Annotated in this window: 12 protein-coding genes; 5 read left to right on the top strand and 7 right to left on the bottom strand. The window is 63.7% G+C overall.

Translation table 11 applies throughout. The annotated features are described in order from the left end of the window. Positions 1 to 9 precede the first annotated feature (9 nt). The 6 genes from ACZ7GB_RS14905 to coxB form a co-directional block, all read right to left on the bottom strand. Positions 10 to 690, bottom strand: a complete 681-nt coding sequence (locus ACZ7GB_RS14905) for an SURF1 family protein (protein ID WP_472159305.1) — start codon at positions 688 to 690, stop codon at positions 10 to 12. A gap of 72 nt (positions 691 to 762) precedes the next feature. Further along, the gene (locus ACZ7GB_RS14900) at positions 763 to 1,566 is read right to left on the bottom strand and encodes a cytochrome c oxidase subunit 3 (protein WP_472159303.1); all 804 of its coding nucleotides are present in this window, start codon (positions 1,564 to 1,566) and stop codon (positions 763 to 765) included. A 17-nt stretch (positions 1,567 to 1,583) separates the two neighbouring features. Beyond that, positions 1,584 to 2,177 carry a cytochrome c oxidase assembly protein gene (locus ACZ7GB_RS14895; RefSeq protein ID WP_078521866.1) on the bottom strand — a complete coding sequence of 198 codons (594 nt, stop codon included), beginning with the start codon at positions 2,175 to 2,177 and terminating at the stop codon, positions 1,584 to 1,586. Further along, positions 2,174 to 2,368, bottom strand: coding sequence for a hypothetical protein (locus ACZ7GB_RS14890; RefSeq protein WP_078571429.1), 195 nt, complete (start codon positions 2,366 to 2,368; stop codon positions 2,174 to 2,176). Before ACZ7GB_RS14890 ends, ACZ7GB_RS14895 begins: the two co-directional genes overlap by 4 nt. A gap of 3 nt (positions 2,369 to 2,371) precedes the next feature. After that, positions 2,372 to 3,307 (bottom strand): heme o synthase, encoded by a 936-nt coding sequence (gene cyoE, locus ACZ7GB_RS14885; protein WP_078545244.1) that lies wholly within the window; start codon positions 3,305 to 3,307, stop codon positions 2,372 to 2,374. Positions 3,308 to 3,341: 34 nt separating this feature from the next. Next, positions 3,342 to 4,220, bottom strand: a complete 879-nt coding sequence (gene coxB / locus ACZ7GB_RS14880; RefSeq protein WP_093476891.1) for a cytochrome c oxidase subunit II — start codon at positions 4,218 to 4,220, stop codon at positions 3,342 to 3,344. 168 nt (positions 4,221 to 4,388) lie between these two features. On the opposite strand from coxB, the gene tldD reads away from it, so the two are divergent. From tldD to ACZ7GB_RS14855, 5 genes are all read left to right on the top strand, one after another. Next, a complete protein-coding gene (gene tldD / locus ACZ7GB_RS14875; protein ID WP_472159302.1) occupies positions 4,389 to 5,813 on the top strand; it encodes a metalloprotease TldD in 1,425 nt (474 codons plus the stop codon). Positions 5,814 to 6,017: 204 nt separating this feature from the next. Beyond that, positions 6,018 to 7,148 carry a DNA-processing protein DprA gene (dprA, locus tag ACZ7GB_RS14870; protein WP_472159301.1) on the top strand — a complete coding sequence of 377 codons (1,131 nt, stop codon included), beginning with the start codon at positions 6,018 to 6,020 and terminating at the stop codon, positions 7,146 to 7,148. 102 nt (positions 7,149 to 7,250) lie between these two features. After that, positions 7,251 to 9,854, top strand: coding sequence for a type I DNA topoisomerase (gene topA, locus ACZ7GB_RS14865; RefSeq protein ID WP_472159299.1), 2,604 nt, complete (start codon positions 7,251 to 7,253; stop codon positions 9,852 to 9,854). A gap of 236 nt (positions 9,855 to 10,090) precedes the next feature. Then, on the top strand, positions 10,091 to 10,795 hold the full coding sequence (locus tag ACZ7GB_RS14860; RefSeq protein ID WP_078521876.1) for a CoA transferase subunit A: 705 nt from the start codon (positions 10,091 to 10,093) through the stop codon (positions 10,793 to 10,795). A gap of 3 nt (positions 10,796 to 10,798) precedes the next feature. After that, complete coding sequence (locus ACZ7GB_RS14855) at positions 10,799 to 11,428, top strand: CoA transferase subunit B (RefSeq protein ID WP_078521878.1); 630 nt, start codon at positions 10,799 to 10,801, stop codon at positions 11,426 to 11,428. 36 nt (positions 11,429 to 11,464) lie between these two features. On the opposite strand, the gene ACZ7GB_RS14850 is transcribed toward ACZ7GB_RS14855, so the two are convergent. After that, positions 11,465 to 12,355: a lytic transglycosylase domain-containing protein gene (locus ACZ7GB_RS14850; protein ID WP_347432029.1), complete on the bottom strand. Its 891-nt coding sequence runs from the start codon at positions 12,353 to 12,355 to the stop codon at positions 11,465 to 11,467. Positions 12,356 to 12,526 lie beyond the last annotated feature (171 nt).

Raw genomic sequence — 12,526 nt, 5'->3', positions numbered from 1 at the left:
CGTCAATCCTCAGGCCTGTTGCCGCCTGATACGCCAGAGAAGAAAGATTGTCATCCCAGCCCAGACGATTGCGAGCAAAAACCAGGTGATCGCGTAGCCGAGGTGGTCATTCGGGATGCCGGTGATTGTGACGGGGACCGGCGTTATGCCCTGCGCGGCCCCTTGAACGGTGCGGGCGACGATCAGGATCGGCTCGGTGCCGAGCTTTGCAGCCATCGCGGGCACGTCGCGGGCAAACCAGATGCCGGTCTTGGCATCGGGCTCGGGGGTATAGCTGTCGGCCTCTTCGGGCCAATGGAGGTTGCCGGTGACGGTAAGCTCCGTGGCGGGGCGGTCGGTGCCCTTTTCACCCTCGGGGATGAAGCCGCGATCGAGCAGGATCTTGCGGCCCTGATCGGTCTCGAAAGCGTCGATGACCCGGTAGCCCGCGCCGACGCCCTTCTGGCCCGAAAGCACGAGGATCTCCTGCCCCGTCGTGCTCCCGCTTACCGTGACGGGTTCGTATTTCAGCGGCTTGGTGTCGGTGCCCTTGGTCGGCAGCGCCTGCGGCTGGCCTTCGATCTTGGCGGAAATCTCGGCCAGCATCGCCTCTTTCCAGCCAAGGCGCTGCACCTGCCAGATGCCGAGCGAGATCAGGATCGTGCAGCCGACAATGCCCAGCAGCAGCGGAAAGATGTAGCGTTTCATCAAGCCTCCAACAAAGCGGCGCGAGGGTCGCCCCCCGCGCCGATCTGCGCATTTGCGTGTGATGGCCGGGGGCGCTTACGCGCTGCCCCAGATATAGATCGACGCGAACAGGAAGAGCCAGACCACATCGACGAAGTGCCAGTACCAGGCGGCGGCCTCGAAGCCGACATGCTCGTTCTGGGTCATCTGGCCCTTCACGATGCGGATCAGGCAGACCAGCAGGAAGATCGTCCCGATGATGACGTGCGCCCCGTGGAAGCCCGTCGCCATGAAGAAGTTGGCACCGTAGATATTGCCCGCCAGACCGAAGGCCGCGTGGCTGTACTCGTAGGCCTGCAGCACCGTGAAACAGGCGCCGAGGATCACCGTCAGGATCAGGCCCTGCTTGACCTGGCTGCGGTCGTTTTCATGCACCAGCGCGTGGTGAGCCCAGGTGAGCGTCACGCCCGACAGGAGCAGGATCACGGTGTTGATCAGCGGCAGGTGCCACGGATCGAAGGTCACGATCCCCTCGGGCGGCCAGACGCCATCCTGGATGGGGCTCATCGGGCCCATCGGATACATGGCGTGCTTGAAGAAGCTCCAGAACCAAGCCGCGAAGAACATCACTTCGGACATGATGAACAGGATGAAGCCATAGCGCAGGCCGATGCGCACCACCGGGGTGTGATCGCCCACTTCGCCCTCGTGGACTACGTCCGACCACCAGCCATACATGGTGTAGAGCACCACGAGCAGGCCGCCGAAGAAGACGTAATGGGTAATGCTCTGCATCCAGAGCACCGCCCCGAAGAGCATGATGAAGCCACCAACGGCCCCGAGGAGGGGCCAGATCGAGGGCGGTAGTATGTGGTAGTCGTGGTTCTTTGCGTGGGCCATGCGTCTCCCTCCGATGGCTAGTTGACCGTCTCCGTCTCCCTTTGACGGACCGAGGCAGTTTCCTCCGGCTCGGGAAGGTCGGTTTCATAGAAAGTATAGCTCAACGTGATCGCGTGAATCCGCTTCGCATCGGCATCCTCGACGATGTCGGGATCGACGAAGAAGCTCACCGGCATCTGCACCCTCTCCCCGGGTTGCAGCACCTGTTCGGTGAAGCAGAAACACTGGATCTTGTCGAAATAGTAACCAGCCACGTCGGGCGAGACATTGTAGCTCGCCGTGCCCGCGATCGGATGATCGGTCGGGTTGTAGGCCTCGTAGAAGGCGAGCCCGTTCTGCCCGATCTTCAGTTTCATCTCGGTCTGGACCGGCTTGAACTCCCACGGCATGCCGCGCGCGACATTGGCGTCGAAACGCACGAGGATCTCGCGGTCGAGCACTTTGTCGGGCAGCACCTCGGCGGTGTTGGTCGTACCGCCATAGCCGGTCGTCTTGCAGAACCAGTTGTAGAACGGCACCGCAGCCCAAGCCCCTGCCCCCATCACGACGATCACCGCGAGCAGCGAGAGCAGCACGCGCGTGTTCGACCGATCTGCGGGGCGTTGGGTCATTTCGCGGCCCCTTCCGCCGGCAGCACGGAGGCGCGCGGCTGGTGGTCGTAGGCTTCCATTTTCGAGCCGTTCTCGACCTTGACCACGGTCAGGCCGAAGACGATTGCGACGAACCCGAGAAGAACCGCGCCCAGCCCCGCATTGCGCGAGAACCGACGGATATGAAGGTCACTGTCCCGGGTGATTGCCATCGCTTACCAGACTCCCAAACCGATATAGCTCAGCCCCGCTTCGGCCAGCAAAGCTGCGAAATGCGCGAAGAGGTAGATGAGCGAGAAATAGAAGAAGCGCTTCTCGACCGCGTATTTGTCGGCCTCCGCCTGCGCTTCGGTGCGGGCGTGGATGTCGATCGCGCCCTTGATGAACAGCGCATTCATGATCAGCGCCGTCGCGAAATAGACCGGGCCACCGATCGAGGTGAAACCCGTGCCGACCGCGATGGGAGCGAGGATGAAAGCGTAGAACAGGATGTTCTTGCGCGTGACCAGACGACCATGGGTCGAGGTCAGCATCGGCACTTTCGCCTCGTCGTAATCGGCCTTCATGAACAGCGCGAGCGACCAGAAATGCGGCGGCGTCCAGAGGAAGACGAGAAGGAACATCGCCACGGATTCGATCGAGATGCCACCCGTCGACACGGCCCAGCCGATCATCGGAGGGAAGGCGCCCGCCGCGCCGCCGATCACGATGTTCTGCGGCGTCGCCCGCTTGAGCCACATCGTGTAGACGACGACGTAGAAGAAGATGGTGAAGGCGAGGAACAGGCCCGAGAAGATATTCGTGGCCAGCGCCAGCATCACGCAGGAGATACCCGACAGCGCGAGGCCGAAGCCCAGCGCCTCGCGCTCCGAGATGCGGCCCGCCGGGATCGGACGGTTCCGGGTGCGGCGCATGATGCGGTCGATATCCGCGTCATACCACATGTTCAGCGCGCCCGAGGCACCGCCGCCCAGCGCGATGAACAGGATCGCGACGAAGCCAACGAAGGGATGCACCGGATTCGGCGCAACCACGAGGCCGACGAAGGCGGTGAAGACCACCAGCGACATCACGCGCGGCTTCAGAAGCGCGATGTAGTCGCCGAACCGCGCCTCGTTGTCCTGTTGGCGGATATAGCTGATGTCACTCATGAAAGCGTCCCTCGGGTGTTATCGCACAATGAATTCAGTTCTGTGCGACCCGAACCGCGCCATCCGTCTCGACCGAGGCGAAGTCATTCTTCGCACGCTCAAGCCAGTTAGCGTAAACTTCCGGTGAGACAACTTTGACCACGATGGGCATGTAAGCGTGATTGGTGCCGCAAAGCTCCGAACACTGGCCGAAATACACACCTTCTTGATCGGCCTTAAACCACAATTGCGCGATCCGGCCCGGCACGGCGTCCTGCTTCACGGCGAAGGCCGGCACGGTCCAGCTGTGAATCACGTCCGCGCCAGTGACTTGCACGACGATCGTCTTGCCCGCGGGCACCACCATCGCGTTGTCAGCTGCCAGCAGATATTCGTCGGGCGCATAGCCATGATCTGCGAGTTCGTCCTTCGCGAGCATCAGCGAATCGAACGCCACGCCCTCATCGGGGTATTCGTAGCCCCAGTACCACTGGTAGCCGGTCACCTTCACGGTGATGTCGCCTTCCGGGATTTCCTGCTGATTCCACAGCGCGGGCAGCGAAAACGCCCCGATCGCCACGAGAATCACGATCGGCACGAAGGTCCAGGTGATCTCGAGCGGCGTGTTATGGGTGAAGCTGCGCGGCGTCGGATTGGCGCGGCTGTTGAAGCGCAGGATCGCGTAGATGATCAGCGCGAACACGAAAACGCAGATCGCGGCGATGATCACCAGCAGCATATGGTCGAGCCATTGCTGATCTTCCGCGAGGTTCGAGGACGCGGGCTGGAACCCCGTGCCGCCCAGATGCGGCTTACCGATCACCGGCAGCCCCTTGATCATGTCCTGAGCCGAGGCCTGCCCGGCGACGAGCGTCAACATAACAGCCGACGTGACAGCGGCCGCGATGCCGCGGCCCTTGCTTGCAAAGCGCATAAGTCCCATGTCTCCCTTTTGGCGGCGTTTCTCCCTGCCGCCCGACGGCGTTCGGATCTCCCAAACCGTTCACCGTTGCGTGTTCTCACTTTAAAATCATATTGGGAGGGTGGCGCAAGCAAAAGCTGCGACATTTTGTCAAAATTGATCGCCTTAGCAGGAGTCCAGATGACCAAGCCCGACCGTTTCGCCCCTTTCGAGGACAAGCTCGACCAGGATCGCGCGCTGCATCTGCTGCGTGAAGCGACCGCAGGGGCTGAGGATGGCGAGCTGTTTCTCGAACAGCGCCGGTCCGAGGCGCTGGTCTTCGATGACGGGCGCGTCAAGACCGCCTCTTACGATGCCTCCGAAGGATTCGGCCTGCGCGCAGTGAAGGGCGATGTGGCGGGCTATGCCCATTCGACCGAGATTTCCGAAGCCGCGCTGAAGCGGGCGACAGAGACGGCGCGGCTGGCCGTGGGCGATGGCGGCGGCACGATGGCGCCCCCGCCCAAAGGCACGAACCTGCATCTTTATAGTGATGCCGATCCGGTCTCGGACACGCCCTTCGCCGCGAAGATCGACATCCTGCGCGAGATCGACGCGTTCGCCCGCGACCTCGACCCGCGCGTGGTGCAGGTCTCGGCCTCGATGGCGGCAAGCCTGCAGGAAGTGTTCATCCTGCGCCCCGAGGGTGGGCTGGTCTCGGATATCCGCCCGATGGCGCGGATCAACATCTCGGTCATCGTGGAAGAGAACGGACGGCGCGAGTCCGGCGGACATGGCGGCGGCGGGCGGTTCGGCCTGTCGGGCCTGATCGAGCCCGCGCATTGGCAGCCGGTCGCGCGCGAGGCGCTGCGCATCGCGCTGGTGAACCTGCGCGCCGAGCCCGCGCCTGCGGGCGTGATGGATGTGGTGCTTGGCCCGGGCTGGCCGGGCGTGCTGCTGCACGAAGCGGTCGGGCACGGGCTGGAAGGCGATTTCAACCGCAAGAAATCTTCGGCCTTCGCCGGGCTGATGGGTCAGCAGGTGGCGGCGAAAGGCGTCACCGTGCTCGATGACGGCACGATCCCCGACCGGCGCGGTTCGATCACGATCGACGACGAGGGCACGCCCTCGGGCAAGAACGTGCTTATCGAGGATGGCGTGCTGGTGGGCTACATGCAGGACCGCCAGAACGCCCGCCTGATGGGCGTGGAGGCCACCGGCAACGGGCGGCGCGAGAGTTTCGCCCATGCCCCGATGCCGCGGATGACCAACACCTACATGCTGGGCGGCGATGCCGATCCGGGCGAGATCCTCGCCGATTTGAAGGACGGCATCTATGCGGTCGGCTTCGGCGGCGGTCAGGTCGACATCACCAACGGCAAATTCGTCTTCAACTGCACCGAAGCTTACCGCGTGAAGAACGGTGTCGTCGGCGCGCCGGTGCGCGGGGCGACCCTGATCGGCGACGGGCCGACCGCGATGCAACATATCCGCGCCATCGGCAACGACCTCGCGCTTGATCCCGGCATCGGCAATTGCGGCAAGGCGGGCCAATGGGTGCCGGTGGGTGTCGGCCAGCCGACCCTGATGATCGGCGGCCTGACCGTGGGCGGCTCTGCTGCATAAGCCGCATAAAGGGAATCGTAGCAGGCGCAGGGCAGACGGGCCGGGAAGACCGACCCGGCTTCCCAATGCTGCAAATCGGTAGCGTCGAAAATCTGCAACCAAAACGTGAAAAATTTATCCCAAACGCGTTACGACACGGGTTTTGGTAACGAGTTATTAAGACTAACGCGGCAGAAAGGGTGGGCGATTGAGGCGGAGGGCCGGATGGAAACAGATTTGTTTTCTTACCCCACCCCCTTCACCCCACCCACCACGGAAGAAGATGAACTGCCGGTTCTTCGCCTCATTCGTTCCCGACGTGTCGGGCCTACAACCTTCCACAGATTGATCGGCGAACATGGTTCTGCTGCGGCAGCGCTCGCGGCTCTGCCCGAAGTGGCCCGCGCGGCGGGCGTCGCCGATTACACCCCCTGCCCCGAGAAACAGGCCCGTGCCGAGATCAAGGCGGGCAAGGCGGCGGGCGCGCAACTGCTGATCCATGGCGGGCCGGGATATCCCGCAGCGCTCGCCGAGATCGACGACGCGCCCCCCGTGCTCTGGGCGCTTGGCCAGCAGGAGTTGCTCACCCGCCCGATGATCGCACTGGTCGGCGCGCGCAATGCCTCTTCGCTGGGGCTGCGCATGGCGAAGCGGTTGAGCGAAGGTCTCGGAGAGGCGGGCATCTGCGTGGTCTCCGGACTGGCGCGCGGGATCGACGCCGCCGCCCATGAGGCCGCCCTGCCCACGGGGACAATCGCGGTGCAGGCGGGCGGCATCGATGTGATCTATCCGCAGGAGAACATGGCGCTCGCCCAACAAATGGCTGAGACCGGACTGCGGCTGACCGAAGCTCCGCCCGGCACCCAGCCGCAGGCGCGCCACTTCCCTGCGCGCAACCGGATCATCTCGGGGCTGAGCGCGGGCGTCGTCGTGGTCGAGGCGGCGCTGAAATCGGGCAGCCTGATCACCGCACGCGACGCGCTCGATCAGGGGCGCGAGGTCATGGCCGTGCCGGGCCATCCGATGGACGGGCGCGCGGGCGGCTGCAATGCGCTGATCCGCGACGGGGCGACCTTGGTGCGCGGCTCCGAGGATGTGCTGGCCGCGCTGAACGCCCGCGCAGCCCCACCCGAACCGCACCCTGCGCCGCCCCCTCCGCCAACGCTGCGCGGCGTGAAAAGCGGCGATCTCGGCGCGAAGATCCTCGAACGTCTCGGCCCCTCCCCCACCGCCGAGGATCAGGTGATCCGCGATCTCGACGTGCCCGCGGCGGCCTTCTCGCAGGCCCTCACCGCGCTCGAAATCGAGGGCCGGATAGAGCGGCATCGCGGCGGTCTGATCAGCCGTCCGCTCTAAGGGGGAAGGGATTACCTCAGGGTCAGGACGCATTGACAATTCGCCCCAAACGCCCACATGTTCCGCGCCCAGACCCTTTTTGCACTGAATAGTGAGGACCTTATGGCTGTTGTTGTCGTCGAATCCCCTGCCAAGGCCAAGACGATCAACAAATATCTAGGGTCTGACTACACCGTGCTCGCCTCCTTCGGCCACGTCCGTGACCTGCCTCCGAAGGATGGCTCGGTCGATCCCGAGCACGATTTCGAGATGAAATGGGAAGTCGCGAGCGACTCGAAGAAGCACATCAAGGCGATCACCGACGCGCTGAAAGATGACGACACGCTGATCCTCGCAACTGACCCCGATCGCGAAGGCGAAGCGATCTCGTGGCACCTGCAGGAAGCGCTGGAGAAGAAGCTCAAGGGCAAGAACGTTTCCCGCGTCACCTTCAACGCGATCACCAAGACCGCAATCCTCGAGGCGATGAAGCATCCGCGCGATGTCGATGCCCCGCTGGTCGAGGCCTATCTGGCCCGCCGCGCGCTCGACTACCTCGTGGGCTTCAACCTCTCGCCGGTCCTGTGGCGCAAGCTGCCCGGCGCGAAATCGGCGGGCCGCGTGCAGTCCGTCTGCCTGCGTCTCATCGTCGAGCGCGAGATGGAGATCGAAGCCTTCAAGCCGCGCGAATACTGGACGGTCAAGGTGATCCTGACGACGCCGCGCGGTCAGGAATACGAGGCGCGCCTGTCGGTTCTGGGCGGCAAGAAGCTCGAGAAATACGACCTCGAGAACGAGACCGCGGCCGAGATGGCAGTGCAGGCGATCACGTCGCGCGATCTCACCGTGACCTCGGTCGAGGCGAAACCCGCCAACCGCAACCCCTACCCGCCCTTCATGACCTCGACGCTCCAGCAGGAAGCCAGCCGCAAGTTCGGCTTTGGGGCGCGGGCCACGATGTCGGCGGCGCAGCGTCTCTATGAGGCCGGTCACATCACCTATATGCGGACCGACGGCATCGACATGGCCCCCGAGGCCGTGATGCAGGCCCGCGATGCGATCAAGGACAAGTTCGGCGACAGCTACGTTCCGAAGTCCCCGCGGATGTACAAGAACAAGGCGAAGAACGCGCAGGAAGCGCACGAATGTATCCGCCCGACGGATATGTCGAAATCGCCCGACAAGCTGAAGCTCTCCGACGATCAGTGGAAATTGTATGACCTGATATGGAAGCGCACGATCGCGAGCCAGATGGAAGCGGCCCGGTTCGAGCGCACGACCGTTCTCGTCGGCTCCGGCGATGAGCAGGTCGAACTGCGCGCGACCGGCTCCGTCGTCGTGTTCGACGGCTTCCTGAAAGTCTACGACCAAGGCCGCGACGATGACGAGGGCGAGGACAGCAACCGCCTGCCGCAGATTCACGAGGGCGAAGAGGCGAAGAAGGGCGACATCACGCCCGAGCAGCACTTCACCCAACCGCCGCCGCGCTACACCGAGGCGACGCTGGTCAAACGGATGGAAGAGCTCGGCATCGGGCGCCCCTCCACCTATGCCTCGATCGTCACGACGATTCAGGACCGCGGCTATGTGCGCAAGGACAAGAACCGCCTTATGCCCGAGGATACCGGGCGGCTGGTGACGGCCTTCCTGTCGAATTACTTCAAGCGCTACGTCGAATACGATTTCACCGCCGATCTGGAAGACCAGCTCGACGATATCTCGGCCGGCGATCGCGACTATAAGGAAGTGCTCAAGCGGTTCTGGCGCGATTTCTCGGCGGCTCTGGAAGAGACGTCGGAGCTGCGTATCTCGGAAGTGCTCGACAAGATCGACGAGGTTCTCAGCCCCCATCTCTATCCGCCGCGCCCCGACGGGTCCGACCCGCGCATCTGCCCGCTTTGCGGCAGTGGCAAGCTGCACCTGAAGACCGCGCGCTCCGGCGGGGCCTTCATCGGCTGCGGTAACTACCCCGAATGCCGCTTCACCCGGCCTCTGTCGGCGCCCGATGGCGATGACGAGGTGCAGGCGCTCGACGGCAAGGTGCTGGGCTATGACGAAGATCAGGCGATCACGCTGCGTGTCGGTCGCTTCGGCCCTTACGTCCAGAAGGGCGAGCCGACCGAGGATGTGCCCAAACCGCCGCGTGCTTCGCTGCCCAAGGGCTGGAAGCCCGAAGAGATCGACCTCGAGAAAGCGCTGCTGCTCTTGAGCCTGCCGCGCGAGATCGGCCCGCACCCGGAAGATGGCGAGCTGGTCGAAGCCGGGATCGGGCGCTACGGGCCCTACGTCAAGAAGGGCCGGATCTACGCGAACCTGCCCGAGGTCGACGAAGTCTTCACCATCGGCATGAACCGCGCCGTGGAAGTGATCGCCCAGAAGGCTGCCAAAGGCGGGCGCGGCGCGGCTGCGAAGCCGCTCAAGGAGCTGGGCGAACACCCCGAGGGCGGCCCGATCGCGGTCATGCCGGGGCGCTACGGGCCTTACGTCAAATGGGGCAAGATCAACGCGACCCTGCCGAAAGAGCTGGAACCGGAATCCGTCACGCTCGAAGAGGCGCTGCCCCTAATTGAGGCGAAAGCGGCCAAGAAGGGCGGCACGAAGAAGAAAGCCGCGCCGAAGAAAACCGCCGCGAAAAAGCCCGCTGCAAAGAAACCGGCCGCCAAGAAGACCGCCACGAAGAAACCCGCGGCGAAAAAGACGGCGACCAAGAAGACTGACGAGGAGTGAGGCGCTCGCGCGCCCCTTCCTCTTGGTAAAAATATCCCGGGGGAGCTCGCATCGCGAGCGGGGGCAGAGCCCCCTCTCTCTTGAGCCTTGTCGCCCTACGGCGACGGGGGCAGAGTCCCCTCCCCCGGTCTATTTACGCGTGAAGTTGATCCTGGCACCCGCCTTCGCCGCATCGCAGCAATTGACTCCCCCCCGCCCCGGCGTCATCTTCACGCGCACATGAGCGGAGGATATCCATGAACAAGATTTACGGTTCCGCGGAAGAGGCCCTCGACGGGCTTCTTTTCGACGGAATGCTGATCGCGGCCGGGGGCTTCGGGCTTTGCGGCATCCCCGAAATGCTGATCGACGCGCTGGTCGAGAGCAAGGTCAAGGACATCACGGTCGCGTCGAACAACTGCGGCGTGGACGGGTTTGGCCTCGGCAAGCTGCTCGATACCAAGCAGATCAAGAAGATGATGTCGTCCTACGTGGGCGAGAACGCGGAATTCATGCGCCAGTATCTGAGCGGCGAGCTCGAGCTGGAATTCAACCCGCAGGGCACGCTGGCAGAGCGCATGCGCGCCGCCGGCCACGGCATCCCCGGCTTCTACACCAAGACCGGCTACGGCACGCAGATCGCCGAGGGTAAAGAGGTGAAGGTGTTCAACGGCGAGCACTACATCCTCGAAGAGGGCATCTTCGCCGACGTCTCCATCGTGAAGGCGTGGAAAGCCGACGAGACCGGCAATGCGATCTTCCGCAAGACGGCGCGTAACTTCAATCCGCCGGCGGCGATGTGCGGCAAGGTCTGCGTGATGGAAGTCGAGGAGATCGTGCCCGTGGGCTCGCTCGACCCCGACTGCATCCACCTGCCCGGCATCTACGTGCACCGCCTGATCCAAGGCGAGCACGAGAAGCGCATCGAGAAAGTCACCACCCGCGAAAAGAAGGAGGCCTGACCCATGGCATGGGATAGAAATCAGATGGCCGCCCGCGCGGCGCAGGAGCTTGAAGACGGCACCTATGTGAACCTCGGCATCGGCATCCCGACGCTGGTCCCGAACTTCATTCCCGAGGGCGTGCATGTCACGCTGCAATCGGAGAACGGCATGCTCGGCATGGGCCCCTTCCCCTATGAGGGCGAAGAGGATCCCGACCTGATCAATGCCGGCAAGCAGACGATCACCGAACTGCCCAACACGGTCTATTTCGACAGCTCGATGAGCTTCGGCATGATCCGCGGCGGCAAGATCGCGATGGCGATCCTCGGCGCCATGGAAGTCGCCGAGAATGGCGATCTGGCGAACTGGATGATCCCCGGCAAGCTGGTGAAGGGCATGGGCGGCGCGATGGACCTCGTGGCGGGCGTGAAGCGCGTCATCGTCGTGATGGACCACACCAACAAGCATGGCGACAGCAAGCTGCTTAAGGAATGCACCCTGCCGCTGACCGGCACCGGCGTCGTCAACCGCATCATCACCAATCTCGGTGTGCTCGATGTGGTCGAGGGCGGGCTGAAGATCGTCGAATGCGCCGAGGGCGTCACCGAAGACGAGATCCGCGAAGCGACCGAGGCGACGATCGTCAACTGATCGCCTTCCATAGGCTAGAGACAGGAAGAGCGGCCCTCAGGGGCCGCTCTTTGCCATTTGGGTGACCTGGAAGACGCAGCCGTCGCTCACCAGCTGCGGACGCGTCGCACAGAGCCCCCGCGCCACGTTCCACGCCGCCAACACCTTCGGCACGTAGTCACGCGTCTCCGCATAGGGCGGCACACCGTCATTCTTCTTCACCGCGTTCTCGCCTGCGTTATAGGCGGCGATGACCATCAGCGGATCGCGGTCGAATTCCTTCATCAGCCAGTCGAGATAGCTCACCCCGCCCGCGATGTTCTGCGCGGGGTCCTTGCTGTCTGCGACGTCGAACCGCTCGGCCGTGGCCGGGATCAGCTGCATCAGCCCTACGGCCCCCGCATGGCTTTGCGCGTCGAAGCGCCCGCCCGACTCCACCGAGATCATCGCCAGCACCAGCGCGGGCGAGACCTCGGTCCCGATGGTGGAGCGCAGAATATCGGTGCCATGGGCGCGCGCGATCTTCGCGAGATCGTTGAGCCGCGGCTCGCGCACCCGTGTGCCCTTCGGCCCTTGCGACAGCGCGGAGATTGCCTGATCGAACCGACCCGCCCGCTCTCCAAGGCGCGGCGAGACCTTGTTCCAATACCACGCGTAATGCGCAGGCGCGCGCGGCGTGGGCGTAGAGGCCGGTGCATCGCCCGTCGCGCCGTCCTCTTTGGCAGGGGCTGTTTCCGGCTCCCAAGGCTGCTTCGCCATCGCAGCAAGCTGGCGTTTCTGTTCCTCGGGATCGATCTGAATCGTGATGAAGCGTTTGGTGCCGGGCGCAGGCGGCTTGACCGTCTTGGGCTTCACGCTCTTGAAGACGGGGGCTGCAGGCTCGGCCCCCACGGGCGCGACCACGGCCACCATCGCACTGCAGAGAATCCCTGCGAAAACCTTGCGCATCTGCGCCACCTGCTCACTGCCTCGCGCGGCTCTCGAGGGCCGCTTTGGCCCGACTATCCCCGAAAACCCGGAAAAATTCCAGAAAATCCGCCCTTTTCAGGCCGACGAATCGTGGTTTGGCGGCCGAAACTCGGACGCAAAATGCAAATCTCACAAAAAGTCAGTTTTTTG

Source organism: Thioclava sp. PTB-PU3-1 (assembly GCF_055666785.1).
Note: the sequence above shows the minus strand (reverse complement) of the source record. Positions and strands in the feature narration are given on the sequence as shown.

Bases quoted from the DNA above. Each gene is read 5' to 3' on its own strand.
- ACZ7GB_RS14855 (WP_078521878.1), top strand. From the start codon at position 10,799: ATGGCATGGGATAGAAATCAGATGGCCGCCCGCGCGGCGCAGGAGCTT.
- ACZ7GB_RS14895 (WP_078521866.1), bottom strand. From the start codon at position 2,177: ATGACCCAACGCCCCGCAGATCGGTCGAACACGCGCGTGCTGCTCTCG.
- ACZ7GB_RS14860 (WP_078521876.1), top strand. From the start codon at position 10,091: ATGAACAAGATTTACGGTTCCGCGGAAGAGGCCCTCGACGGGCTTCTT.
- topA (WP_472159299.1), top strand. From the start codon at position 7,251: ATGGCTGTTGTTGTCGTCGAATCCCCTGCCAAGGCCAAGACGATCAAC.
- tldD (WP_472159302.1), top strand. From the start codon at position 4,389: ATGACCAAGCCCGACCGTTTCGCCCCTTTCGAGGACAAGCTCGACCAG.
- dprA (WP_472159301.1), top strand. From the start codon at position 6,018: ATGGAAACAGATTTGTTTTCTTACCCCACCCCCTTCACCCCACCCACC.
- ACZ7GB_RS14850 (WP_347432029.1), bottom strand. From the start codon at position 12,355: ATGCGCAAGGTTTTCGCAGGGATTCTCTGCAGTGCGATGGTGGCCGTG.
- coxB (WP_093476891.1), bottom strand. From the start codon at position 4,220: ATGCGCTTTGCAAGCAAGGGCCGCGGCATCGCGGCCGCTGTCACGTCG.
- cyoE (WP_078545244.1), bottom strand. From the start codon at position 3,307: ATGAGTGACATCAGCTATATCCGCCAACAGGACAACGAGGCGCGGTTC.
- ACZ7GB_RS14890 (WP_078571429.1), bottom strand. From the start codon at position 2,368: ATGGCAATCACCCGGGACAGTGACCTTCATATCCGTCGGTTCTCGCGC.
- ACZ7GB_RS14900 (WP_472159303.1), bottom strand. From the start codon at position 1,566: ATGGCCCACGCAAAGAACCACGACTACCACATACTACCGCCCTCGATC.